The 25,801-nt window shown below is 53.3% G+C and carries 16 protein-coding genes; 9 read left to right on the top strand and 7 right to left on the bottom strand.

From position 1 onward, the window contains the following. Positions 1 to 52: 52 nt before the first annotated feature. From Dvar_RS27915 to Dvar_RS27900, 4 genes are all read right to left on the bottom strand, one after another. Complete coding sequence (locus Dvar_RS27915; protein ID WP_419656422.1) at positions 53 to 4,540, bottom strand: BACON domain-containing protein; 4,488 nt, start codon at positions 4,538 to 4,540, stop codon at positions 53 to 55. A gap of 506 nt (positions 4,541 to 5,046) precedes the next feature. Continuing rightward, complete coding sequence (locus Dvar_RS27910) at positions 5,047 to 6,171, bottom strand: EAL domain-containing protein (protein WP_419656421.1); 1,125 nt, start codon at positions 6,169 to 6,171, stop codon at positions 5,047 to 5,049. Between the two features lie 772 nt (positions 6,172 to 6,943). Further along, positions 6,944 to 7,585: a class I SAM-dependent DNA methyltransferase gene (locus tag Dvar_RS27905; protein WP_419656420.1), complete on the bottom strand. Its 642-nt coding sequence runs from the start codon at positions 7,583 to 7,585 to the stop codon at positions 6,944 to 6,946. Between the two features lie 106 nt (positions 7,586 to 7,691). After that, positions 7,692 to 8,321, bottom strand: a complete 630-nt coding sequence (locus Dvar_RS27900) for a class I SAM-dependent DNA methyltransferase (protein WP_419656419.1) — start codon at positions 8,319 to 8,321, stop codon at positions 7,692 to 7,694. A gap of 762 nt (positions 8,322 to 9,083) precedes the next feature. On the opposite strand from Dvar_RS27900, the gene Dvar_RS27895 reads away from it, so the two are divergent. The 4 genes from Dvar_RS27895 to Dvar_RS27880 all read left to right on the top strand — a co-directional run bounded on the left by Dvar_RS27895 (position 9,084) and on the right by Dvar_RS27880 (position 15,367). Continuing rightward, positions 9,084 to 11,147, top strand: coding sequence for a urocanate hydratase (locus Dvar_RS27895; RefSeq protein ID WP_419656418.1), 2,064 nt, complete (start codon positions 9,084 to 9,086; stop codon positions 11,145 to 11,147). Then, positions 11,144 to 12,766: a glutamate formimidoyltransferase gene (gene ftcD / locus Dvar_RS27890; RefSeq protein WP_419656417.1), complete on the top strand. Its 1,623-nt coding sequence runs from the start codon at positions 11,144 to 11,146 to the stop codon at positions 12,764 to 12,766. The genes Dvar_RS27895 and ftcD overlap by 4 nt, the downstream gene beginning before the upstream one ends. Positions 12,767 to 12,866: 100 nt before the next feature. After that, positions 12,867 to 14,120, top strand: coding sequence for an imidazolonepropionase (gene hutI / locus Dvar_RS27885; RefSeq protein ID WP_419656416.1), 1,254 nt, complete (start codon positions 12,867 to 12,869; stop codon positions 14,118 to 14,120). Positions 14,121 to 14,512: 392 nt separating this feature from the next. Continuing rightward, on the top strand, positions 14,513 to 15,367 hold the full coding sequence (locus tag Dvar_RS27880) for an isochorismatase family protein (protein ID WP_419656415.1): 855 nt from the start codon (positions 14,513 to 14,515) through the stop codon (positions 15,365 to 15,367). Between the two features lie 158 nt (positions 15,368 to 15,525). Here Dvar_RS27880 and Dvar_RS27875 read toward each other — a convergent pair whose 3' ends face one another. Beyond that, a complete protein-coding gene (locus Dvar_RS27875; RefSeq protein ID WP_419656414.1) occupies positions 15,526 to 16,095 on the bottom strand; it encodes a 2-oxoacid:acceptor oxidoreductase family protein in 570 nt (189 codons plus the stop codon). Further along, positions 16,092 to 17,984, bottom strand: a complete 1,893-nt coding sequence (locus tag Dvar_RS27870; protein WP_419656413.1) for a thiamine pyrophosphate-dependent enzyme — start codon at positions 17,982 to 17,984, stop codon at positions 16,092 to 16,094. Before Dvar_RS27870 ends, Dvar_RS27875 begins: the two co-directional genes overlap by 4 nt. 279 nt (positions 17,985 to 18,263) lie before the next feature. Between Dvar_RS27870 and Dvar_RS27865 the strand changes: the two genes are divergently transcribed. The 5 genes from Dvar_RS27865 to gtfA all read left to right on the top strand — a co-directional run bounded on the left by Dvar_RS27865 (position 18,264) and on the right by gtfA (position 23,602). Further along, on the top strand, positions 18,264 to 18,545 hold the full coding sequence (locus Dvar_RS27865) for an acylphosphatase (RefSeq protein WP_419656412.1): 282 nt from the start codon (positions 18,264 to 18,266) through the stop codon (positions 18,543 to 18,545). 48 nt (positions 18,546 to 18,593) lie between these two features. Continuing rightward, on the top strand, positions 18,594 to 18,926 hold the full coding sequence (locus Dvar_RS27860) for an inorganic pyrophosphatase Ppa (protein ID WP_419656411.1): 333 nt from the start codon (positions 18,594 to 18,596) through the stop codon (positions 18,924 to 18,926). 54 nt (positions 18,927 to 18,980) lie between these two features. Continuing rightward, positions 18,981 to 19,874, top strand: coding sequence for a carbohydrate kinase family protein (locus tag Dvar_RS27855; RefSeq protein WP_419656410.1), 894 nt, complete (start codon positions 18,981 to 18,983; stop codon positions 19,872 to 19,874). A gap of 83 nt (positions 19,875 to 19,957) precedes the next feature. Next, positions 19,958 to 22,141 carry an HAD-IIB family hydrolase gene (locus tag Dvar_RS27850; RefSeq protein ID WP_419656409.1) on the top strand — a complete coding sequence of 728 codons (2,184 nt, stop codon included), beginning with the start codon at positions 19,958 to 19,960 and terminating at the stop codon, positions 22,139 to 22,141. A 12-nt stretch (positions 22,142 to 22,153) separates the two neighbouring features. Beyond that, positions 22,154 to 23,602, top strand: a complete 1,449-nt coding sequence (gene gtfA, locus Dvar_RS27845) for a sucrose phosphorylase (protein ID WP_419656408.1) — start codon at positions 22,154 to 22,156, stop codon at positions 23,600 to 23,602. 6 nt (positions 23,603 to 23,608) lie between these two features. On the opposite strand, the gene Dvar_RS27840 is transcribed toward gtfA, so the two are convergent. Then, positions 23,609 to 25,546 carry a GNAT family N-acetyltransferase gene (locus tag Dvar_RS27840; protein ID WP_419656407.1) on the bottom strand — a complete coding sequence of 646 codons (1,938 nt, stop codon included), beginning with the start codon at positions 25,544 to 25,546 and terminating at the stop codon, positions 23,609 to 23,611. Between the last annotated feature and the right edge of the window lie 255 nt (positions 25,547 to 25,801).

Raw genomic sequence — 25,801 nt, 5'->3', positions numbered from 1 at the left:
CGGCGGCAGCTTCGGATTTTGAAACGTCCTAATCCCTGCGTATACGATGGCACTAACCTATTATCCATCTCCATCTAAAATAATAAGTGTTTCCTGTATTGTTTGAAGGGTAACCACTGACTCTTATGTAATAGGTACCAGCTCCAACGGATACTACAATTTGTTCATCATCTGTAGAACTAGTAGACGAAGCTATCAAAGCTCCAGAACTATTGTAGAGGGCGAGATCTATGTCGCCATTGCTATGGCTAAAATCTAACAATACCTCTAAATATTCACCAGAACCATCGTAGTAAAAAACATACCAATCGTAATCGTATTGAATTCCGTATAACCAATAGGTTCCCCAGCTGGTGATATTGTGAGCCGATCCCATGGTATCGTTTTCTTCATAAATGTCATCACATCCCAGAGTGTATTGATTATCGAGATACCTCCAACCGGTTACTACATTATTGCCATTTCTCGCTCTCACTCTAAATTCGTATGAGGCGCCACAATCAAGGCCTGTGCTAGCCCAATAAGTATTTGTTATCCAACCTGAATTTGTTCCGTTGTCCATGTTCTCACAATAGTACTGCGTCCCGGAAGGATTTCCGTTAGCAGTCCAGTTGGCTCGAATGCTGGTTTGTGTCACGTTGGAGAATTGGGCATACCCAGGTGTATTGGCCAATGTATACCGAGTATAGGTGGTCGAGTAATCCGTTAGATCCCCATCACCATTTCTGGCCCGAGCACGAAATCCATAGCTTGTGTTGACGGAAAGGGATGTACTATTCCAATAGTCATTATTCTGACGCCAGCCTGAATTTGTTGCCCGAGTTGTGTTGTAGAGTATCAAGCCGGAGGAGCCTCTGGTTAACCCTGAAGGGGTATTTGTCGATCTTGCCTGGATGCTGTTTGTTGTTATCGTACCAAAAGTGATTCCAGTCGGAGTTTCGATGTCGGTATAATCATAGCTAACATCCGACCATGATGTTTGATTGTTAAGACCATCCCGTGCCCTTACCCGATATCCGTACTGATGGTTAGTGCCAAGGCCCGAATCGGTGTAACTCCTATTACTCTGCCAGCTTGAGTCTGTTCCTCCTGAACCGCCGCTCGGGCTATTATAGAAATCAAATAAATAGGTGATCGGAGTGGTTGGATCGGAAGCGCTATTGGATGTCATCGAAATCGATGATGTACTGGTTTCATAAGGTTCAGTTGACCAGGTCAAGGGATTTGGTGTTGGTGCCGCAGTGTCTCCGGGATCCTGGTTGATCGTATGATTTTGCCCGGCAATGGTGATGGTGGCTGATCGGGCCGCGCCGGTGTTGGCAGAAACAGTAACGCGCACCGTGCCGCTACCGCTGCCGCTGGTGGGCGAGAGTGAAATCCACGTGTAGTTTTCGGAGGTGCTCCAGTCGCAGCCGCTGTGGGTGGCGGTAACGGTGACGGAATAGGTCTCCCCTTCGTCATCAACCGATCGGCTGGTGGGGGAAATGGTGTAGGTGCATGCGCCCGCTTCCTGGTTGATCGTATGATTCTGACCGGCGATGGTGATGGTGGCCGATCGTGCCGCCCCATCGTTGGCTGATACAGTAACGCGCACCGTACCGCTGCCGCTGCCGCTGGTGGGCGAGAGTGAAATCCAATTGTAGTTTTCGGAAGTGGACCACTCGCATTCGCTGTGAGTTGCGGTCACGGTGACGTTATAGGCCTCCCCGTCATTTTCAACCGATCGGCTGGTGGGAGCAATGGTATAGGTGCAACCTCCAGGATCCTGGTTGATCGTATGATTTTGACCGGCAATGGTAATGGTGGCTGATCGGGCCGCGCCCGTGTTGGCAGAAACGGTAACGCGTACCGTGCCGCTGCCGCTGCCGCTGGTGGGCGAGAGTGAGATCCAACCGTAGTCTTCGGACGTGCTCCAGTCGCACCCGCTGTGCGTGGCGGTAACGGTGACGGAATAAGTCTCCCCGTCATTTTCAACCGATCGACTGGTGGGGGCAATGGTATAGCTGCAACCTCCAGGATCCTGATTGATCGTATGATTTTGCCCGGCAATGGTGATGGTGGCTGATCGGGCCGCGCCCGTGTTGGCAGAAACGGTAACGCGCACCGTGCCGCTGCCGCTGCCATTGGTGGGCGAGAGTGAGATCCACGTGTAGTTTTCGGAAGTGGACCAGTCACAGCCGCTGTGGGTTGCGGTAACGGTGACAGAATAGGTTTCCCCTTCGTCATCAACCGATCGGCTGGTGGGGGCAATGGTATAGCTGCAACCTCCAGGATCCTGATTGATCGTATGATTTTGCCCGGCAATGGTGATGGTGGCCGATCGGGCCGCGCCGGTGTTGGCAGAAACAGTAACGCGCACCGTGCCGCTGCCGCTGCCGCTGGTGGGCGAGAGCGAAATCCACGTGTAGTTTTCGGAGGTGGACCAGTCGCAGCCGCTGTGGGTGGCGGTAACGGTGACAGAATAGGTCTCTCCTTCGTTATCAACCGATCGGCTGGTGGGGGCAATGGTGTAGGTGCATGATCCCGCCGCCTGGTTGACGGTATGGGGCCGGCCGGCGATGGTGATGGTGGCTGATCGTGCCGCGCCGGTGTTGGCAGAAACAGTAACGCGCACCGTGCCGCTGCCGCTGCCGCTGGTGGGCGAGAGCGAAATCCAATTGTAGTTTTCGGAAGTGGACCAGTCGCACCCGCTGTGGGTTGCGGTAACGGTGACGGAATAGGTCTCCCCTTCGTTATCAACCGATCGGCTGGTGGGGGCGATGGTGTAGGTGCATGATCCCGCCGCCTGGTTGACGGTATGGGGCCGGCCGGCGATGGTGATGGTGGCTGATCGTGCCGCGCCGGTGTTGGCAGAAACAGTAACGCGCACCGTGCCGCTACCGCTGCCGCTGGTGGGCGAGAGCGAAATCCAATCGTCGTTTTCGGAAGCGCTCCAGTCGCATCCGCTGTGGGTGGCGGTGACGGTGACGGAATAGGTCTCTCCTTCGTTATCAACCGATCGGCTGGTGGGGGAAATGGTGTAGCTGCAACCGGCAGGGTCCTGGTTGATCGTATGATTTTGCCCGGCGATGGTGATGGTGGCCGATCGTGCCGCGCCGGTGTTGGCTGAGACGGTAACGCTCACCGTGCCATTGCCGTTGCCGCTGGTGGGAGTCAGCGAGATCCAATTATAGTTTTCGGAAGCGCTCCAGTCGCACTCGCTGTGGGTGGCGGTAACGGTGACGGTATAAGCCTCACCCTCGTAATTAACCGATCGGATAGTAGGGGAAATGGTGTAGCTGCAACCGGCAGGGTCCTGGTTTATTGTATGATTTTGCCCGGCGATGGTGATGGTGGCTGATCGTGCCGCGCCGGTGTTGGCTAAAACGGTAACGCTCACCGTGCCGTTGCCGCTGCCGCTGGCGGGCGAGAGCAAGATCCAGTCGTAATTTTCGGAAGTGGACCACTCGCACTCGCTGTGAGTGGCGGTAACTGCGACATTATATGTCTCCCCTTCGTTGTCAACCGATCGGCTGGCGGGTGAAATCGTGTAGCTGCAACCGGCAGGATCCTGGTTGATCGTATGATCTTGACCGGCGATGGTGATGGTGGCGGATCGAGCCTCACCCTCGTTGGCTGAAACAGTGACCTGCACCGTGTCGCTGCCCGATCCGCTGGTGGGCGACAGCAAGATCCAATCGTAGCTTTCCGAAGTGGACCACTCGCACTCGGTGTGGGTGGCGGTAACGGCTACCGCATAGGTTTCCCCCCCCCAAGTGACCGATCGGCTGGCGGGTGAAATCGTGTAGGCACAATCAGACGTGACAAAGCTTCTGACTTCTGAGTCGGCACCCGTGTTGGTGTACATGTCTACCGCACAAATTTTCCAGAAATATTCTGTTAACGGCTCAAGGGTTGAGGGTGCGTAGGCCGTGGCAGGGGTTGTTTCATTGATGACGATGGCTTCAAAATCAAGGTCTGTGGCCACCTGTACCAGGTATTCATCGGCATTTTCAACAGTCTCCCATTCAAGGGACACGCTGTTGGGATCAATATCTTCGGCATCGTCTTCGGGGGCGGACAAGGTGGGAACAAACAGATAGGCGTCAATGACTACGCCTTGGGTGATTTCACCGGCTTCGATGCTGACCCCGGTGGTCTCTCCCTGGTAGCGGATGTTGCCAAACTCATCTTCCGCCAGTACCACAAAGATTCGGTCCTGACCCGGCGGAATGCCCTCGACCCTCCCGCTGCCGGCTTCGCAATCCCACGGGCCGCCGATCACCAGCCAGTTGCCCTCGGCATCGTACACCTCGCAAACCACCTGATCTACACCGCCTGCCTGGCAATCCAAAGTCGCCGCCCGAATGGGCGCCGACTCCTGGGCCATGGGTGCATCGTGCCAGCGTATGGTCAGATTAGCCGATGCGGCCCCATCAGATTCATCCGATACGCTGTCCTGCTGGTCATCTCCACAGCTCGACGGAAGCAGGGTTAAACACAGAAAGATTAACGATAGGCAAAATCCGCGGAACCTCTGCCAACCAATCATCCCATGCATTGTCATTGTGCTCCCCGCTATAGATCTACGCCGCTGGCAAATGCACAAGGTATTCTACCCGTTTACATCCGCGCTACCGGCTAAAATGGATGCGGTCAGTTCATCGATGCCTCCGAATTTTATTCTGGAGGCATTTCTTAGTCCTGGGTATTTCGAAACCTGCTGGAAAAAAGGTGACCAAGAAATTTGTTCATTGTTCGTTTAAGATGGTGTTGCTCTAATCGGTGTTACCATTTAATCCTAAGAGCGGTTAGCTGGGGGCGTTGAACCTTAGAGAAATTATTCCGCTACGCGGCAAGCGCATCCAAAATACATGAAGGGGTAAAGAGTAACTGTTAAGCTCTTAGCAAAAATCATGCAAATCAATATGTCGATGTCGTTTAAAATATTACCACTATATATTGATGTTTTTTGTAACCTGTAAGAGATCAAGGTAATAATTAGTAGGAAATGAATTTCACATAAGAAAAAAATGACTCAATTCTTCCCCTTTCTGTCCTAAATGGTTAATTGATCTCATTGATGGGTGCCGGTTCTCCAAAGAAATATCCCTGTCCAAAATCAAAGCCAAGCGTTTGGCACACCTTTGATTCATCAGAACATTCGATGCCTTCAGCCAGGGTAAGAATACCAAGGTCATGAGAAGCTTTGATAAAGGTTGAAATCATCTGATGTAATCGCTTTGGGGCGAGATGGATTTCACGAATTAGGGAAATGTCGAATTTTAAGTAATCTGGAGGTGTTTTGGAAAGTTCCACCAAACGCGTTTGTCCTACCCCAAAGTCATCGAAAGCCAATCCGATACCCATTTTTTTCAGGGCACTGCGCAGCATGGGCAGTTCATTTCTATCTGCGATGGCTTTTTCATTGATTTCCAACACGATTTTATTGGAAGGGGCCATATCACAAATCTTTTGCATCGATGCCAAAAGGGTGTCTATATCGCTAATTTCGGACATGGAGGAATTAACGAACAACATCGGGGACCCAGGCAAATCTTTGCCTATTTCCACCCCGACTTCACGGAATAAAGAACTGAGTTCAGAGGCATACCCCAAGTGCTTGGCCATATCAAATAAGTCATCAGGACTCGACGGTAAACGTTCATCACCAATTCTTCCAAGAATCTCATACCCCACGTTGGCCATGTCTAAGAATCTTAATAAGGGCTGAAAATGTGGAATTACATTGCGTTCATGAATTAACTGCCTGAACCTTGGCTCAAAAGAATACAAATCTACGTCCATCCGTTTTTCAAAAAGCGTTGTGTCAATCGTTTCAAGATTTTCATCAGCAAGTGAGGGCGAGATTGATTTGACCCTGAACGTGTATCTCCCAATTGAAATAATATCTTTTGGTTCAAGCAGTTGGGCATCTTCGAGTCTATTTTGATTTACAAATGTGCCATTGGTGCTCTTTAGGTCTCGAATCCACAGTAGATCACCACTGATACGAATCTCACTATGATGTCTGGAAATATGCCGATCGGTTAATTTAAGATTGCAGTCATCGGCACGGCCCATGACAAACGGAACCGAATCGATCGTGACCTGCCATTCTCTATCTTCGTCAGCCACGTATTCTAAGCACCATTGCACCGGCTTTTCTTTTAAAGATTCATTCTTTTTCAATCGCTTACCTTCTAAGTTATCCCTAACGTTGCATAAAATTCAGCTTTTTGCCGTTGATAATCAGGCCGCTTTTTGCAACACATCGAGAAAATGCAGAAGATCTTTTCTGGTTGCCTGATCGGCACTCATTTTAAACATCAATTTTACCTGAGGGCGGCTTATTCGTCCAGCTCTTTGAATAATTCGATGGTGGATCGTGTCCAGTATTTCAAATGGCTCATGTTGGATTTCAGGGGTGTATTATGTGGTAGGTGCGAATTCTCATTATTTTCTCACACTCATAATATGAATCATAACTGCAATTAAATATTGATGAATTCGTAAAAAGCGGCTTGCCCCTGCTTCTGGGGAAATATTCAAGTCCAGGAAATCACCCTATTTTGGGGTGACTTCCTTAGAAGCCCGATGTTACGCTACGGTATGCCAAAACCGCTTAAGACCTGGATATTGTGCCTTGAACATTGATCTATATAAGCCTTCTTTTTTTGCAAAAGCCCGAGGGCACTAAGCCCGGCGTTGACCAGAAATCGTGATTGACGAAAGTTTCCTTTTGGCGCCTTTGCCAGGGTACCCTCAGGTTTTTGCCGCATTGGACTACCGTTTTTCTGGATCTTAACGATTGGGCTTAATTAGGGCGCAGGAAAAAATAATTACCCCATCCTGCTTGTCCTTGCACCCGTCTACAGCGTTCCATCCGCCGGCACAGATTCCAAATATGCACCGGCGGATGCGCCTTGTAGACGAGGCGCAAATCCGGCGCAATCTGGTGTAATTATTTTTTACCTGCACCCTTAAGTACTTTATATGTGCACATTTTGCACTTGACGCCTTCGTTTTTCAGGTAGTCTGAGTCGTGCATACTGACAAGCTCCCAGGCGTTATCCTGCTCCAGGCCAATCATGTGCCCGCGGTAGTCATAGTTTTCATAGGCGCCCTCGCGAATCGTAAAGCAAATGACCCCGCCCGGTTTGGTGATACGAATCAGCTCGTTAAATGCCGTGGCCTTGACATGCCCATAGGTAAAGGTTCCCGTGCAAACGATGGCATCGTATTGATCCTTTTGGATGTCAAGCGATTTGCTCAAGTCGGCCTGGATATGCTGCCTGTAGATTTTTTTACGCTCTGCTTCGTCAAGCATTTCCTTGGAGTAATCAAGGGCATCGATTTGGTTATATCCCTTTTTGACAAGTTCCTCACCCACCAGGCCGGTGCCACAGCCGGCATCCAGAATATGGACATCTTTTTGATCCAGCACCTTGTCCAGGGCATCGGCAGAAGCGATGTGGGCGACATAGCCAAAGCGTTGTACCGTATCGGTATCATAATCGGCGGCCCAGTCCTTGTAGGCATCCATGAGTTCTTCGTGATTCTTTGCGGTATATACTTTGTCAAGTGTTTGATTGTCGCTTACCATATTTCCTCTTTTTACCATGTTGTAAATATTGTGTGGTTCTATCTGTTTTCCATTCAATAAAGGCCAACGATCCAACTTCTGGACGGGGACTGCCTGAATAAAGGGCTTAATTGTCCAGCACCCTGTAGGTGCAGAATTTTGCGTTCACGTTTTCTTTTATAAGATAATCGTGATCGATAAGTTCTTCCAGCTCCCATTTGGCGCTGGCTTCCATCTTGAGCATTTTGTTGCGGTAACCATGTTCCTTATAGAGGCCATCCCGGATGGTAAAGCAGATATATCCGCCTGGGCGGGTGACGCGCACCAGTTCGTCCAGTGCATGCGGACCCACGTGGGCATAGGTAAACGTCCCCACGCAGATCGTGGCGTCATAATGGTCATCCGGAATACCCAGCGTGTGATTCATATCATCTCTCATCAGCTGGTTATATACGCCTTTTTTTTCCGCTTCATCCAGCATTGCTTCTGAATAGTCCATGGCATCCACGTTTTCGTACCCCATGCGATTCAGAAGCTCACCCACCAGGCCGGTGCCACAGCCGGCATCAAGAACGCGGCATGATTTTGAATCCAAGTGATAGTCAAGCATTTTCACCGCCGCATGCGGGCCCACATACCCCATGGTGTCCAGCGTATCTCGATCATAGTCACCCGCCCATGCCTTATAGGCATCGGCCAGTTCATCCGTGGTTTGGGCTTCGTAGGTGGCGGTCCATAATTGGGGCGTACTACTCATCGTTTCTCCTTCCGATTGTCCGTGGCTGATTTTTTGCCACACAGCCACAGGGTTGTTGTTTAGAACATCCAGATGATCTTGAATTCGCAGCAGGCAAAATGCTGCAATTTTGATCGGACTGTTAGGGGCCATTCCCGATAACGGGAATGGGCTTTTCGTTGGAATAATACGGACGATCTTTCAGTGTCATACTCTCCGAATAGCCTCGGTTCGCATTGCAGTGGGGATGTCTGACACATCGTTGCTTTACCTAAAATCGTTAAAGGGGTTCACTACAGCAAATTGAATGCCATCATCGTTTTTAACCCGAGTTGGTTTGAGGATAAAAATAAGTATTAGATATGATTGAATAAAAATAATTTGCTGTGGGATGGTATAAAAAAGAGAGATCCAATGGATAATCGCTTCGAGACGGTTTTATCGGGAAATAAATAAACACTTTTGTGAAAGGGGTATTAGTGAATGGGTAAATATTGCACAATGAATAATTGCGTCGTCATTGGCTGTTATAACCTTTTTATAAAAATAAAAATATTTTAATTAAAAGTATTACAAGTGGTTGAAACATATTTCGGCTGTACAGAAATATTGTCCCCCCAGGTAGTCTTCTGTTATTGATGTGCATATAATGCGCAGTTCATGGTAAGATGCTATATTAAGGCGAGATCAAACCAATTCTCCTTGGCCATTGACAGGCAACAGATATATAATAATGCCAAATAATCAGCAATCGCCCGTTTATGGAAACGTCAGGAGAATCCAATGATGCTTAATCCCAATGACATGGCCAAAACCATGACCATTCGCATAGGCGGTGAATTGCCGGAACCCGAACCGTTTAGAGCAGGCATCCGGCGGGCGCCCGACCGGGGCTACCGTCTGACCGAGGCCCAGACCCGTACGGCCCTGAAAAACGCCCTGCGTTATATCCCGCCGCAGCACCACGACGTATTGATCCCCGAGTTTCTGACCGAACTGAAAACCCGGGGACGCATCTACGGCTACCGGTTCCGGCCCCACGGGCCCCTTTCGGCCAAGCCCGTCACGGCCTACAAGGGAAATTGCCTGGCCGGCAGGGCCTTTCAGCTGATGATCGACAACAACCTGGATGTCGAGGTGGCCCTTTACCCGTATGAACTGGTGACCTACGGGGAGACCGGCAGTGTCTGCCAGAACTGGATGCAGTACCGCCTGATCAAAAAATATCTGGAGGCCCTGACCGAGGATCAGACCCTGGTCATGCAGTCCGGCCATCCTTTAGGACTGTTCAAGTCCGCTCCGGACCAACCCCGGGTGGTGATCACCAACGGGCTGATGGTGGGGCTCTACGACAACCTCGATGACTGGGAAATCGCCGCTCAGATGGGGGTTTCATCTTATGGGCAGATGACTGCCGGCGGTTGGATGTACATCGGCCCCCAGGGAATCGTTCACGGTACCTACAACACCCTGCTCAATGCCGGCCGCAAAATGTGCGGCGTGCCCGCCGACGGCAACCTGGCAGGGTTGCTTTTCGTCAGTTCCGGCCTGGGCGGTATGAGCGGCGCCCAGCCCAAGGCCGCCGCTATTGCCGGGGCGGTCTCCCTGATTGCCGAAGTGGACGCCTCGCGTATTCAGACCCGCCTTGACCAGGGATGGGTGGAGAAGGTCTCCGCCGACCTGGATCAAGTCCTTTCCTGGGCCAAGGCAGCCGTTGAAAACAAGACCGCCACCTCCATCGCCTACCAGGGTAATGTCGTGGACCTGCTCGCGCATCTGGTCGACAAACGATTCAAAGTCGATCTATTGTCCGACCAGACCTCCTGCCACGTGGTCTACGACGGCGGATACTGTCCCCAGGGGATCTCCTTTGAGGAGCGCACCCGGCTTTTGGCCGAAGACCGGCAGACCTTCCGTCAACTGGTCGACCGCAGCCTGCGCCGTCATTATGCATTGATCCAGGCCATTACCGGGCCGGGGGCCTTCTTTTTCGATTACGGCAATGCCTTTTTAAAGGCGGTGTTCGATGCCGGCATCACTGAAGTGGCCAAAAACGGGGTGGATGCCAAGGACGGTTTTGTTTTTCCCTCCTATTTCGAGGACATCATGGGGCCCATCTTCGATTATGGGTACGGACCGTTTCGCTGGGTCTGCTTGAGCGGACAGCCCGAAGATCTGGCCAGGACCGACCGGGCAGCCATGGACTGCATCGACCCGGGTCGCCGTCCCGAAGACCGGGACAACTACATCTGGATCCGGGATGCCGCCGCCAATCGACTGGTGGTGGGCAGTCAGGCGCGGATTCTGTATCAGGATGCCGTGGGCCGGGTGAATATCGCTCTTAAGTTCAACCAGATGGTCAGGGACGGGGTGACCGGGCCCATCATGCTCGGCCGCGATCACCACGATCCCGGCGGCACTGATTCCCCTTTTCGGGAGACGGCCAACATCAAGGACGGCAGTAACGTGTGCGCCGACATGGCCACCCACTGTTTTGCCGGCAACGCGGCCCGGGGCATGTCCATGGTGGCCCTGCACAACGGCGGCGGGACCGGCATCGGAAAGGCCATCAATGGTGGCTTCGGGCTGGTGCTCGACGGCTCCAGGCGGGTCGACGACACTATCCGCTCGGCCATGCTGTGGGACGTGATGGGCGGCGTGGCCCGGCGCAACTGGGGACGCAATCCAAACGCCATGGCCGTGTCCGCCGAGTATAACCGGGAGAATCCCAACGGCGACCAGATCACCATTCCTTACCTGGCCGATGAAACGCAAGTGAACCAGGCGGTGGCCGAACTATTTGCCAAATCGGAAATTCGCCATGTATCGGGAAAGAGGAAACCATGAGGAAACTTGTCGAGTGTGTGCCCAATTTCTCCGAGGGTCGCAACAGTGAAACAATCCAGGCGATTGCCCAGGCGATTCGGGATACCGCCGGGTGCAACCTCTTGGACGTGGACCCGGGGGCATCGACCAACCGCACCGTGGTCACCTTCGTGGGGGATCCGGATGCCATCGTCGAGGGTGCCCTGGCCGCAGCCCGGGTGGCCCGGGAACGCATCGACATGCGTGCTCACAAGGGCGAGCATCCCCGGTTCGGTGCTATGGACGTGTGTCCGTTTATTCCAGTCAGGGGCGTCAGCATGGCCGAGTGTGCCGATATCGCCCGGACATTCGGTCGGCGGGCCGGTGAGGCGCTCGGCGTGCCCATTTATCTGTATGAAGCGGCGGCCAGCGCCGATTATCGCTGCAAGCTATCCGATATCCGCCGGGGAGAATACGAAGGACTGGCCGAACGGCTTGCCGATCCGCGCTGGAAACCCGATTTCGGTCCGGCCGAATTCATCCCCGAGTGGGGGGCCACAGCCACGGGCGCCCGCCAGTTTTTGATCGCTTACAATGTCAATATCCTGGGCACCCGCAACCAGGCCCATCGTATCGCCCTGAACCTGCGCGAGGCCGGCCGCGGGAAGGACCAGCCAGGCCGTCTTAAGGCGGTCAAGGGCATGGGCTGGTATGTGGGTGAGTACAATCTGGCCCAGGTGACCGTCAATCTCACCGATTACCGGGTGACGGCCATCCACACCCTATTCGAGGCGGTGAAAGCGGAGGCCGCAGCGCTGCATGTGGGTGTGGCCGGGTCGGAAATCGTCGGTGTGGTGCCCCTAGAAGCGATTATCATGGCTGCCGATTATTACATAGAAAAGGAAAACCTGTTTATCCTCGACGAGGGCCAGAAGGTGAGGCTGGCCATCGAGCGGTTGGGGCTCAATGCGGTGGCCACCTTTGATCCGCAGACGCGCATCATCGACTATGCCGTGGCCGAACCCCGCCACGAACCCCTGGCCGGCATGGGGGTACGGGCCTTTATCGAACACGTGGCCGCCCGCACCTCGGCGCCTGGCGGTGGTTCGGTGTCGGCGGTGCTGGCCGCGCTGGGAACCGGATTGGGCGCCATGGTGGCCAAGCTTACCTATGGGGTGCGCAAGTTCGAGCATCTGGACGGCCGCATGCGGGCCATTATCCCCACCTTGCACCACCAGTCCCAGGCGTTGATTCCCATGATCGATGCCGACACCGAGGCTTTTAATGCGTACATGGAGGGGCTGGCCATGCCCAAAGCCACCGATGCCCAGCGAAAGGCCCGCAGGGAGAAAATGCAGGCCGGCCTGAAAACCGCCACCCGGGTGCCCCTGACAACCATGCAGCTGGCCGACAAGGCCTGGGATGCCATGACCCAGGTGGCCCGCTACGGCAACATCGCCTCGGCCTCGGATGTTCAGGTGGGTGCCCGGGCGCTGGAGACGGGGATCTGGGGCGCCTACCAGAACGTGCAGATCAATCTGGCAGGCGTGTCCGATGCTGTCTTTAAAAAGGAAATCAGTGCCCAGGCCGACGCCCTGTTGGCCCGGGCCGCAAAGAAATGTGCCGAGGTGCTGGCGATCCTGGATGAACGCGAAACATAAAAGTGATCGGTGCACCGTATCCTATCCATTTAGGGCTTACTGCCGTCAGGCACAGCACACCGCATAGACTGCAACGTGTCGCTGTATAGAGGACAAACGTATGAATCCAGTGCATTTTGACAGTCCCATCGATGCCCTGTGGATCGACTGTCACCTGGCCACCATGACCGGTGAAAAGCCTTACGGCACGATCGAAGACGGTGCCATGGCCGTTGCCGACGGGCGCATTGTTTGGATCGGCCCCCGGCGGGACCTGCCGCCAGTGGCCGAATCCTCGGCCCGGCGCGTTTATGCCTTGAACGGCGCCTGGGTGACGCCGGGACTGATCGATTGCCACACCCATCTAATCTACGCCGGCAACCGGGCCCTGGAGTTCGAAATGCGGCTCGGCGGCGCCACCTATGAGGAAATCGCCCAGGCCGGCGGCGGGATTGTCAGCACGGTCAACGAGGTCAGAAAGGCCACCGAAGAGAGCCTGTTCGACCAGTCCGTGCGCCGGCTGGCGGCCATGCAGGCCCAGGGCGTGACCACCGTCGAAATTAAAAGCGGTTATGGCCTGGACACCCAAAACGAGCTGAAAATGCTGCGGGTGGCCCGCCGGCTGGGGGCCGAGACGGCGGTTAGGGTTTGTCCCACGTTTCTGGGGGCCCATGCCCTGCCACCCGAGTACCGGGACCGGTCGGACGATTACGTGGCTCTGGTGGTCGAAGACATGCTAACTGCCGTGGTCGCAGAAAATCTGGCCGAGGCGGTGGACGTTTTCTGCGAGCGCATCGCTTTCTCAAGGGATCAGACCCGGCGCATCTTCGAGGCGGCCACAGGTGCAGGGCTGCGGGTCAAGATCCACGCCGAACAGCTCAGCGATACTAACGGCGCCGCCCTGGCCGCCGGTTATCAGGCACTGAGCGCCGACCATCTGGAATACCTGAGTGCCGATGGCATCCATGCCATGGCAGCCGCGCAAATGGTGGCCGTGCTGCTGCCCGGGGCCTTCTACTTTCTCAAGGAAACCCGTCTGCCGCCGGTGGCAGGATTGCGCAAGGCCGGTGTGCCCATGGCCCTGGCCACCGATTGCAATCCCGGCACCAGTCCAACCACCTCGCCGCTGCTCATGATGAACCTGGCCTGCATTTTATTCGGCCTCACGCCCGCCGAAGCCCTGGCCGGGTTCACTGTCCATGCCGCCCGGGCGCTGGGGCGCGATCAGCATATCGGATGCCTTGCAACGGGCAAGATGGCCGATTTTGCCGTCTGGGACATCCAGCGGCCGGCCGAGCTGGCTTACTACATAGGCGGCAGCCCCTTGACGATGACGGTCAAGGCCGGCGTGCCTATCAAAGGCCCGATTCGTTGACGACCCATTTAGATTTATTGGTCGGGGAAAAGCTAATCGATGAGGTCACCCGTGACCGCTACAAAAAACGACTGCTCAGAAAAAGTCACTGATTGTTTTATCGGGTGTTTTCCCATTGGTTGGCTTTCGCTATATGAAGCCGTATGAGATAAAGAGGTCTAATCTGATCTCAATTAAGCAGTAGCTCAACAGCCTGAAACAAACAAACTTTCAAATATTGTGTATGGGCGAGTTACATCAGAAATCCACTGGCTGTGAGCTTTCTTGACAACGTTTCCGGCACCAGATAGAGTAAAACGCTTCCAAAGAGAGAAAAACCCGTTGATACCATCACAAGGGTTAGCGGCAAGGTGACGGCTGCCCACGCAACAACGCTATTCGAGAGGGAATCGATGATGAACAACAGTGACGGCAAGGTTCGAACACTTGAAGAAGCTCTCAAGGAACCACGCAAGCATCGCGACATGGATATGGCGATAAAGCCGATGAACAACTACAGAAGTACTCCAGGTAGTCCGAATCGACAGCCGCTAAGCTTTTGGGCTTCCTGGAATCTGGAGGATCGACCTCGTAGAATCGCCCTACTTCTCGATGACTGTCAAGAGGAGTACCGACCGTATGCAGGGGTTATTCTACCGAATCTCACCAGATTGGTGGGTGCGTTTCGAGCGGCGCAATCGAAAAGTGACGGAATCCGCATTATGTGGAGTGCCTGGACCCGTATTTTTGACGACGGCATCAGCAACGCGATGGATCGATGGTATGGTCCAAAAGGCCTGCGGCCGGAAGATCCAGAGAACGCCGTGTATGTTTTCACCGGAGCACCCGGCATGATGCCCCTATCGGAAATTGCCCCAACTGATAAGGAAGTTTCCGACGGTTGGTTCTACCACGGAAAGCATCTGGATATGTTCTGGAACTTCGATGAAAACGGCAATTCCTATCTGGATGAGAAACTGAAGGTCGCCGGCATCGATACTATCGTGCTTGTCGGTCTCTGGACAGATGAATGTATTCTCAGCACGGCCTACGCGGGCAACTCGCGTGGTTACGATGTTGTGGTGGTCGCTGACGCGGTCGCAACAGCGACAGCAAATCAAGAAATCGCGCTAAAGATTGCTAACAGCACTGTCGCAAAAGTGTTGCCAACCGATGACGTGATCAACTACATGAAGAACGATTTCGTCATGGGAGAACCGGGCGCCGTAAAAGGCACAGGCCATCCCGACGGTCGAAAAGAAGATTGACGCGTCGGTGTTTCTATAAGCACCAGCATGGCCTATGGGTAGAATCCGGCCCGATAGTGCTTTTCACCCCATAAGATGTACGCTGGTCCATCTTTAACGTCAGCCCTTGGTGCCCATCCTGAAATGGCCAATTATACCGATTTGTGGACGGACACTGGTCAATTCGCCGAAAAAACCGCCATATTCTTCTCCAGCATGGGGCCGGCCATCAAATCAGCCATGGCTTTTTCATAGTGTTCCTGCTGGATGCCGGGAATAAGGCCGCGTTTGCAGATTTCAGCCAGCACAACCATGTTCTGCATGCGAATGTCGGTCAAATGATCTCGGAAAACGGAAATCACTTTGATGCCGCGGTTTTTGCACAGTGAATGGATGTCCGCTTGGCTGACTTCCGACCGCTCGTTCAGACGCACGGAAAGCGGCTGCCAGACCGTGTTGTAGTAGATAAGCACACCTTTTCTTTTCAGCATGGTGCCGGCGGCGCGCAGGGCCTCGTGACGTTCCAGGCTGGCAACCAAGTCAGCCTGGCCATCGGGAATCAGGGGTGAGAAAACCGCATCACCCATGCGAATCTGGGAGACAACGATGCCGCCGCGTTGAGCCAGGCCGTGGGTGTCCACACTTTTTACCCGATGACCGCCATGGTCAACGGCCCGAAGGATGGTTTCGCTGATCAGGCCGATACCCTGGCCACCGACCCCCGTCAAATAGATGTTGAACGGTTTCATGCGGCACCTCCTGATTTTTTCTGATTGGCGGGGGCAATGGCCTCGGATGGACAGGTCTGAATGCAGCTGCCGTCACCGATGCAAAGATCGGTGTTGATGGTGATGTTCCCCTTGGCATCCCGTGTGAAGGTGGGACAGGCGAACGTTTCGACGCAGGTGTGAATCCGTTCGCACACGTCTTGATCAATGGTCACCTGCCGCCTTCGATAGCCAGGCTTTTTACGCTGCTCCCGGGTGAATTTAAGCATGCATGGATGCCGGGCGATGACCACGGAAAATTCGTCGATGGCCAAGGCCTCTTTGACCCGTTCGATCAGTTTGGCCTGCTGGTAGGTGTCCACCTCGAAAATATGGTTGACCCCCAGTCCCTCCAGCACCTGGCGCACCGGAATTTTGTCCGTTGCCGCATTGAAATTGTGACCGGTGGCGGCATGGTCCTGGTGGCCGGTCATGGCGGTGGTGCCGTTTTCCATCAGAATCAAGGTAATCGGGTGGCGGTTGAAAATGGCATTGATAACGCCGGGCAGGGCGGCATGAAAAAATGTCGAATCCCCCATGAAGGCCACGACGTTGCGACTGGTATTGAATAATCGCAGGCCGCTGCCCATGGCTGTGGACGCCCCCATGCACATGAGTAGCTGGCCCATATTGTAGGGGGGCTGAAATCCTAATGTGTGGCAGCCGATATCGGCCACCGTGATGTCCGTGGCGGCCAGGGCCTGTTTGATGGCGAAAAAGGCGCTGCGATGACCGCAACCCGGGCACAATTGGGCCACCCGGGAAGGGGCCGGATCAGGGGCGGCAGGGACTTTGTCCGGTGGAATCATGTCCGGCCAGCTTCGGGCGAGCACCTGGCGCACCTTGTCCGGGGTATACTCGCCAATCCAGTCATCGGTGAGCGTCTTGCCGATGATGGTAACCGGAATTTTTTCGTCAAAGGCAATGGCCTTGATCTGATTTTCCAGCACGTCGTCGAGCTCTTCAAGAATTTTAACCGTTTGATGACGGGAAAGAAAATCGATGATGGTCTTGCGGGGCAGGGGATGAACATAGGCCAGCTTGAGGATGTCCGGTTTGGCGGCCACGCCGCCAATGGTTTCCATCAGGGACAGAAACGGCAGTCCCATGGTGATCACCCCGCGCTTTGCATTGCCGTTGTCGACGCTTTGGTTCAAATCGCTTTTTTCGGCATGGCGGCGAACCTGCTCAAGGCGATCCAGGGCCGTGCGTTTTTGTTCCAGGGCCAGGCTGGTAAGCGGGATATAGGGACCGTTGGCCGAATCGAAGCGGGGGGTGTCGTCCGGTGATTGCGGTTGCCAGGCGCCGAAGGCCACTTTTTGCTTGGCATGGCATACATGCGTGGTCAGGCGCAGGATCACCGGCATGTGCAGGTGTTGGGAAAGCCGGGCGGCTTCCAGGTAAAAGCGGTAAACTTCCCCAGGATCCGCCGGTTCCAGCACCGGGGTATAGCTGAGCAATGCGTAGTGGCGGTTATCCTGCTCGTTTTGGGAGGAGTTGGCGCCGGGATCATCGCCCAAAACGATCACCAGACCGCCGATGATGTTCATCAGGCTGAGCTGCACAAAGGTGTCTGCGGCTACGTTCAGTCCGACACTTTTGAAAAAAACGGTGGAAAGGTGCCCGTTGAGTGCCGCGCCATAGGCCAGCTCGGTGGCGACCTTTTCGTTGGTGGAAAATTCAAAATAAAAAGGCCGCTGGGCGGTGGGAATGGATGCGATGGCGGTGGCGATTTCCGGTGTCGGGGAACCGGGATAGGAACTGACCACCCGGGTGCCGGCTTCCACCATGGCTCTCACCAGGGCCGTGTTGCCCATGACGATTTCCGAGAAGGCTTTCTGCCTGAGCAGCATATCTGCCATTTTTTTCATTGGTCTGTCTCCTGAACGTTTACCACGCCACTTTAAAAAAATCGTTGTAAGATCAGTTTATTCTATAGATATATGATACTGTAGGATCACCGGATAACATTGTCAAACCAAGGCGCCACATGCCAACGGCCAAATGTCAAATGAAGGATGAAATCGATTGCATGCGATTGCCCGCTTGGGCTATCCACCTTGACATGCAAAGATGCTGGAAATATCTTAAATATTGATTGAATTGCCCCTTTTTACGATTCCAACGTCGAAATCCAGGAGGATGATGAAATGGAGGAAAAAGTCAGGGCCCACCTGATTATTTCAGGCCGGGTGCAGGGTGTTTTTTTTCGGGCCGAGACCATGCGTGCCGCCAACCTGTACGGTGTTACGGGATGGGTTCGCAACCTGCGTGACGGAACCGTGGAGGCCCTTAGCGAGGGGAAAAAAGGTGATGTGGTTTCTTTGATCAACTGGTGCAAAAAAGGACCACCCGCTTCACGCGTCGATGACGTAATGGTGGACTGGCAAAGCTACGAAGGCGCGTTTGACGCCTTTGATGTCAGATACTAATGTTCAGGTGAGCGAAATTCGTTTTATCCTTTCACTGGAGGCGTTTTTATGACACCGATTACATCGCTTCAAAAAGTTGAGAAGTTTGAAATTGAGAAGTACAAGGCGCCCAAGGATGTCCATTCTCTTTCAAAAACTCATGTTCCCTATAGCGGGTCTCCGCAAAAACACCCCATGGATTCAGAGAAGATTATTCTGGTGCCGGATCCATACAATGAAATCAGTCCTTACCTGGAATTCAGCAAAAACGACATTTCCTATGTGGAAAAACTGGCCAATATTGTCAATCTTTCCGGCGAAACGGTCTCCATGGCCCGCATTTGGGTTAAAAAAGGCAGTTTTGCGGTTCAGTGCACACCGTTTCAGGTGACATCACTTTAAGATGAATTCAATCGAAATTATCAATTTCCACTTTTTGTAAGGGGGGAAGACTTGGTGATACTTGTCATTGGCGAGATGTTGATTGACATTTTCCCGGACTATCAACGAATGGGCGGCGCCCCTTTTAATTTTGCGTATCATTTGAAAAAACTGGGGTTTCCGGTGCGGTTGATCAGCCGTGTGGGGGATGATCGACATGGGCATGCGCTGCTTGCCATGGCCGAACAAAACGGATTTGACCCAGCCGATATTCAGATCGATTCCCGGCATCCAACGGGAACGGTTCAGGTTACGCTTGACGCCGCCGGTGTACCGCGGTTTGATATCTGTCAACATGTGGCTTACGACTACCTGTCGCTTGACCCCGATGTGCTATCCGGCATCGATGACGCGACCATGACCTATTTTGGCAGCTTGCTGCAACGAACCGATACCGCCTGCCGACAGGTCACCCAATTCCTCAGCCGTCAACGGGGGCGGGGCACGCATTTTTGTGACATCAATATGCGTTTTCCCCATGTTAATCCCCATGCCGTGGCCGAATCACTCAACTTTGCGGATATGCTTAAACTCAATGAAGAAGAGCTGGAGAAGATAACGCAACGATTCGATGGCCCCATGGATGGCGATGGCGCGCTGTCATGGCTGATGAGAACATTTGATATACAACATATCGCGTTGACCCGGGGCGGACAGGGCAGCACGTTTGCCTGGTCCGGTGGGATCATCCACAGGCCCGCCACCGAGGCCCGCGCCATCGTTGATACTGTGGGCGCTGGTGACGGCTATGCCGCCATACTGGCTGCCGGATACATCCGTCAGCTTGCCTGGGATGTCACCGTGGAGGCGGCATCCCGCTTTGCCGGGCGAATTTGCCAGATTGCCGGTGCCGTCCCCGATGATGATGCGTTTTACAATGACTTTAGGAATATCTTTAAAGGAGGCTGATTTTAAACGGCACCCTTGCGGTTGTGGACAACGAACCGCTGTTGATTTGCCTACACACTAACCCTGTTAGAAAGGAATTATCCATGGTCGCCAAAGGACCCACCGTTCATCTGTTTAGTTTACATGGCCTGATTCGAGCGAACAATCTGGAAATGGGCCGGGACGCAGACACCGGCGGGCAGGTAAAATATGTTCTTGAACTGGGCCGCTGCCTGAGCGAGCGTGAAGATATCGGCCGAGTGGATCTTTTCACACGTCTGATTGGCGATAAACGCGTATCTTCCGACTACAGCAAGCCCATTGAAGTCATTAACGAAAAGTTCCGTATCGTACGCATCCAGTGCGGTGGGCGAAAGTACCTGCGCAAAGAGCGCCTTTGGCCGCACCTGGAAGAATATGTGGACAAGACGATCAAATTTATCCGGCGCGACCAGGATTTTCCCGATATTGTGCATGGCCATTATCCCGATGCCGGCTATGTTGCCAACCAATTGGCCGACATCCTCGGACTGCCTTTCGTTTATACCGGCCACTCGCTGGGACGGGCCAAAAAAGCCAGACTGCTTGATCAGGGCATGAGTGAAGCGGAGATGAACAAACGTTTCAAGATCGATCACCGCATTCAGATTGAAGAACAGATCCTGTCCCGGGCGGATCTGGTGGTAACCAGCACGAACCATGAGATCACGGAGCAGTACGGACTTTATGACAATCGCAAGGTGCCGCAATATGAAGTGATTCCGCCTGGCATTGATGTCGAAACGTTTTACCCCTACTATCACGATGATCTCGACGACTCGCAGCCCTCGGAAAATGCCCGTTACGCTCAAGCCTCCATGCTGGGCGAGTTGAATCGTTTTTTTATGAACCCTGACAAACCGCTGGTGCTTGCGCTCAGCCGGCCGGACAAGCGCAAGAATATTTCCGGTTTGGTCAAGGCCTACGGAGAAGATTTGGGACTTCAGGCCATGGCCAACCTGGCCGTGTTTGCCGGGCTGAGAAAAGATATTGACGCCATGGCCGACAATGAGAAGGAAGTGTTGACCCAGATGCTCCTGGCCATGGATAAATACGATCTTTACGGCAAGATGGCCATTCCCAAAAAGCACGATTTCGAATACGAAGTGCCGGCCCTGTATCGCATTGCCGCCGCGAAAAGGGGCGTGTTCATCAACCCGGCGCTTACCGAGCCCTTCGGGCTGACCCTTCTTGAGGCATCGGCCACCGGCCTTCCCATTGTGGCCACCAATGACGGGGGACCCAACGATATTATCCGCAATTGTCAAAACGGCATTCTCGTCGATGTCTCCAATACGGATCAGGTGTCGGCGGCCATTCGTGAAATCATCACCGATAAAGGGCTCTGGGATCAATATTCGAAAAACGGCATCATGAATGTCCGCAAGCATTACACGTGGGCAAGTCATGCCGGTGTGTATACGAAGAAAATAAAAAGACTCACCGATGGTAACCACAAGCTTGTTCTCAACACCGCCAAGCCATCCGATGCCATTGGCCGGCGGCTGCTTAAACTGACCCATTTTTTGATCACCGACATCGACAATACCTTGATCGGCGATGACAATTCACAACTGGAAGCGCTGCTCGAGCTGTTGAAACAAAACCGGGAGCACGTCGGTTTTGGGGTGGCAACGGGACGCTCTTCTGATTCCACACGGAAAATCCTCAAGGAGTACAATATCCCTGATCCGGACGTGATTATTTGCTCGGTGGGCAGCGCCATGTTTTACGGGCAGAGCACGACTCCCAGCCCGGGGTGGGCCAGTCATATCGCCAATCGTTGGAATCGCGAAAAAATTGTTGAATTGCTGAAGGATTTTGATTTTCTCGAATATCAGGAAGAAGACGCCCAGCGCCGGTTTAAAGTCAGCTACTACATGGAGTCGGCCAAGGACCGAATTTCGGCCGTTCACCACCGCCTGCTTCATCACCGTTGTCGCTATACCCTGATCTATTCCCACGGCATGTATCTGGATATCCTTCCCTTTCGGGCCTCCAAAGGCAAGGCGATCCGCTATTTGAGCTATCGTTGGGAGATCCCTTTGAGCAATTTTTTGGTGTGCGGTGATTCCGGCAACGATGAGGAGATGTTGCGTGGAGAGCCGCGTGCCGTGGTCGTGGGCAACTACAGCAACGAACTGGAAGATCTTAAAGGCGCTCGCAATATCTATTTTGCCGCTAACCGTTGCTCGGGTGGAATTATCGAAGGGTTGAAGCACTTTTCTTTCATCGATGATCAAAAGTAAGGAGAACAGGCGATGTCCCTCAGCAACCAGGTTCAATTGATTGTCTATCCGGACAGTTTGGGCAGCGACCTTGTGGAACTTCACTATGTCCTGCGGCGGTATTTAAGCGAGGCGATTGGCGGCATTCATCTGTTGCCCTTTTATCCATCTTCGGCGGACCGCGGATTCGCGCCCTTGACGTATGATGAAGTGGACCCGATGTTCGGCACCTGGCGGGACATCGATCTGATTGGCCGTGAATTCGACCTGACCATCGATTTCATGGTCAATCATATTTCCCGGCAGTCCGTCTATTTCCAGGATTACATGGAAAACGGGGCGGATTCCCAGTACGCCGACATGTTTTTGAGTTTCAATAAAATCAGTCCCGATGGAGAGATCAGCGAGGCGGAGCTGGCCAAGGTGTATACCCGAAAGCCCCGCCCCCCCTATACCATCATCCAGCGTGCGGACGGCTCCAAGGAAAAGGTCTGGTGTACCTTTGATTACGAGCAGATCGACCTGGATTGGGCGTCGCCGCTCACCCATGACATTATGCGGCGCTACCTGATTCAACTGTCGCGAACGCCGGCCAAAATGATTCGCATGGACGCGTTTGCCTATTGTACATTTAAACTCGGTACCAACTGCTTTTTCCTGGAGCCCCAGGTCTGGGAACTGCTCCAATGGTTGAAGGATTATGTGGCCCCTTTTGGGGTGGAGATCCTGCCCGAAGTGCACGAGCATTTCAGCTATCATCAAAAAATCTCCGAGCACGGATACTGGACTTATGATTTCTCGTTGCCCATGCTGGTGCTGCATACTCTTTACCACCATACCAGCCGGGTGCTCAAACAGTGGTTGGCCATTTGCCCCCGCAAGCAGATTACCACGCTGGATACCCATGACGGTATCGGGGTGGTGGACGTACAGGATGTGATCCCCCCCGACGATCTCGAGCGAACCCTTAACGGCCTGGATGAAAAGGGCGCCAACACCCGCAAAATCTTTTCCGGCCCCGAATACCAGAACCTGGATGTCTACCAGGTCAATTGTACCTATTACTCGGCCCTGGCCTGCAACGATGACTCCTACATTGCCGCCCGGGCCATCCAGTTTTTTACACCGGGAATTCCGCAGGTGTATTACGTGGGGCTGCTGGCCGGCGAGAATGATATCGAGCTGGTACAGCAGACCAAAAACGGCCGGGATATCAACCGGCACAATTACTCCCTTGAAGAAATCGCCAAGGAAATCGAAAAGCCTGTGGTGCAACGCCTATTAAGGCTCATGGCGTTCCGGTGCGCCTGCCAGGCCTTTGATGGCCGATTTACCATCGAGGATTCACCCGATGACCAGCTCAAGTTGTCATGGACCGATCTGCCTCATCAGGCAACATTGCATATTGATTTGACGAGCTATGAGACCAGGATTGCCTACTACGATACAAAGCAAAAGAAAATGGTGGCCTTTACCGCATGAAATTCTCTATTTCCCATCCGGTATCGGGCAGACACAGGCATCGTCATTATCCCTGTGGAGGCCCGTGCCGGCGGCCCTTTCCACCGCGTCATCAAAATCCATGTGAATGCTAACATCACTGCCGCCGCTGATGGTGGTTTTGGCATTGGGGTAGCGTTTTTTGAAGACGTGCAGCATGGCGGTGTTTTCCCGCAATACGGTCGCCAGAAAGCCCTTGTAGTTGTTGGCTTTGGCGATTTTCTCCATGGTTGCCAGAAGATGAGAAGCGATTCCCATGCCCTGGAAATCCTCGCGTACCACAAACGCCACTTCAGCCCGGGATTCGCTTTCCTCGGCATAGGAGCCGATGGCGATGACCTCCTGATGCCCGGCAATGCGGGCCAGGCCGATCATGGACATGTTTTTGCGGTAGTCCACGCTGGCCCACTGCTGTTGTACCACTTCGTGAGAGAACAGTTTCATTTTGTAGAAAAAGCGAAAATAGATGGTCTTTTCCTGAAGTGAATAGAAAAAGTTGCGATAGGCGAATTCATCGGACGGCAAAAGAGGACGGAATTCCATGGTCCTGCCGTTTCTTAATGTCAGCCGGTTTTTGTAGCTTTCGATGAAGATCAGATCGTCGCTGGACGGCGGCAACTGATCGGAAAAAATATAGTGTTTGGTTTTGGCCACCTCGATCAGCTCTTCGCGGAACTTGGGATGAGCAATCTGGGCCAGCTCCATGACCCGCTGGTAGATGCTTTTGCCGGACAGTTCGGCAATACCGTACTCGGTGACCACGAAGTTCACGTCACCGCGGGTCGTGGCCACGCCCGCACCCTCGCTCAGGTGTGGCACGATTCGCGAGACAGAGCCGTTCTGGGCCGTGGATGGCAGGGCAATGACGGAAAATCCACCCTTGGACATAGCGCTGCCGCGCAAGAAATCGACCTGGTCACCGATACCGCTGTAAAACAGGTGGCCCATGGAGTCCGAGCAGACCTGACCGGTCAAATCGACTTCAAGGGCCGAACTGATGGAGATGAGATTGTCGTTGCGGGCAATCACAGTGGGATCATTGACAAACTCCGACGACCGGAAAAAGAACATGGGATTGTCATCCACATAGCGGTAGAGTTTGTCCGATCCCATGCACAGCGATACCACTACCCGGCCGGGATAAAGTGTTTTTTTGGTGTTGTTGATGATTTTTTTTTCGAACAGCGGCAGGAATGCGTCGGTGATCAGCTGGGTGTGAATCCCCAGGTCTTTTTTATCCGACAGGTGCCCGAGAATGGTATTGGGCAGATGGCCGAAACCGATCTGCAATGTGGCACCGTCATCCACCAGCTGGTTGACGTAAAATCCAATGCGATTGGCGATTTCCTGATTCTTCAGGTTGGGTAAGGCCTGTACCAGCGGTTCTTCATACTCCACAAAATAATCGATCTCGTCTACATGCAGAAAGCTTTCCCCCCATGTTCGGGGCATGCGCGGATTCACCTGGGCAATGACGATTTTGGCGCTTTGCGCACCGGCCTGGGTAATGTCAACGGATACGCCCAGGCTGCAGTAGCCATATTTATCCGGTGGACTGACCTGAATCAGTGCTACATCCAGACCGATGCGCTGGTTGGCAAAATAGCGCGGGATCTGAGACAGGTAAGTCGGCACATAGTCGATTTTACCTTCAAAGGCGGCTTTGCGCATATCATGGCTGATGAAAAACAGCTTCAGGGAAAAACGCTTTAAAAATTTGGGATCATCCACATAATTGGCAAAGGTCCAGGAGAGCATCTGGTAAACCATGATGTCCTGTGTGTTCAGGTCTTCCACCATGGTCCGGATCAGGTGCTGGGGTTCCCCGCAGCCGGTACCGACAAACACACGACTGCCATTTTTAATTAAGGAAACGGCGGTTTCGGCATCGACCACCTTATCCGGAAATGCCTTCTTTAAATTCATTGCCCGTCCTCCATGGGATTGATGATCACATGCCTGGAACAAAACCAGGCAGCGCGTTAAATGTTTGTATTGGTGTATGATATGGCATAAATCGTCAATCTTACCATTCATCGTGAAAAGTCGCCCTATTTCAGCCCAATTCATTTCGATAGTCAAGCATAGTTAGAAAAGAGTTGACATTACCCCCCTTGCTTCATAGCTTTCATGCATTGTCAGATGAACCATTGCCATGACCATTGAAAGGGTGCTGCGATC

The organism is Desulfosarcina variabilis str. Montpellier, from assembly GCF_048565275.1.
In the GTDB taxonomy this organism is placed as follows: Bacteria; Desulfobacterota; Desulfobacteria; order Desulfobacterales; family Desulfosarcinaceae; genus Desulfosarcina; species Desulfosarcina variabilis.
This window is presented reverse-complemented; position numbering and strand designations above follow the sequence as displayed.

Excerpts from the sequence above, each read along its gene's own strand:
- Dvar_RS27915 (WP_419656422.1), bottom strand. The coding sequence starts at position 4,540 with ATGCATGGGATGATTGGTTGGCAGAGGTTCCGCGGATTTTGCCTATCG.
- Dvar_RS27905 (WP_419656420.1), bottom strand. The coding sequence starts at position 7,585 with ATGGTAAGCGACAATCAAACACTTGACAAAGTATATACCGCAAAGAAT.
- Dvar_RS27900 (WP_419656419.1), bottom strand. The coding sequence starts at position 8,321 with ATGAGTAGTACGCCCCAATTATGGACCGCCACCTACGAAGCCCAAACC.
- Dvar_RS27895 (WP_419656418.1), top strand. The coding sequence starts at position 9,084 with ATGATGCTTAATCCCAATGACATGGCCAAAACCATGACCATTCGCATA.
- ftcD (WP_419656417.1), top strand. The coding sequence starts at position 11,144 with ATGAGGAAACTTGTCGAGTGTGTGCCCAATTTCTCCGAGGGTCGCAAC.
- hutI (WP_419656416.1), top strand. The coding sequence starts at position 12,867 with ATGAATCCAGTGCATTTTGACAGTCCCATCGATGCCCTGTGGATCGAC.
- Dvar_RS27880 (WP_419656415.1), top strand. The coding sequence starts at position 14,513 with ATGATGAACAACAGTGACGGCAAGGTTCGAACACTTGAAGAAGCTCTC.
- Dvar_RS27875 (WP_419656414.1), bottom strand. The coding sequence starts at position 16,095 with ATGAAACCGTTCAACATCTATTTGACGGGGGTCGGTGGCCAGGGTATC.
- Dvar_RS27870 (WP_419656413.1), bottom strand. The coding sequence starts at position 17,984 with ATGAAAAAAATGGCAGATATGCTGCTCAGGCAGAAAGCCTTCTCGGAA.
- Dvar_RS27865 (WP_419656412.1), top strand. The coding sequence starts at position 18,264 with ATGGAGGAAAAAGTCAGGGCCCACCTGATTATTTCAGGCCGGGTGCAG.
- Dvar_RS27860 (WP_419656411.1), top strand. The coding sequence starts at position 18,594 with ATGACACCGATTACATCGCTTCAAAAAGTTGAGAAGTTTGAAATTGAG.
- Dvar_RS27850 (WP_419656409.1), top strand. The coding sequence starts at position 19,958 with ATGGTCGCCAAAGGACCCACCGTTCATCTGTTTAGTTTACATGGCCTG.
- gtfA (WP_419656408.1), top strand. The coding sequence starts at position 22,154 with ATGTCCCTCAGCAACCAGGTTCAATTGATTGTCTATCCGGACAGTTTG.
- Dvar_RS27840 (WP_419656407.1), bottom strand. The coding sequence starts at position 25,546 with ATGAATTTAAAGAAGGCATTTCCGGATAAGGTGGTCGATGCCGAAACC.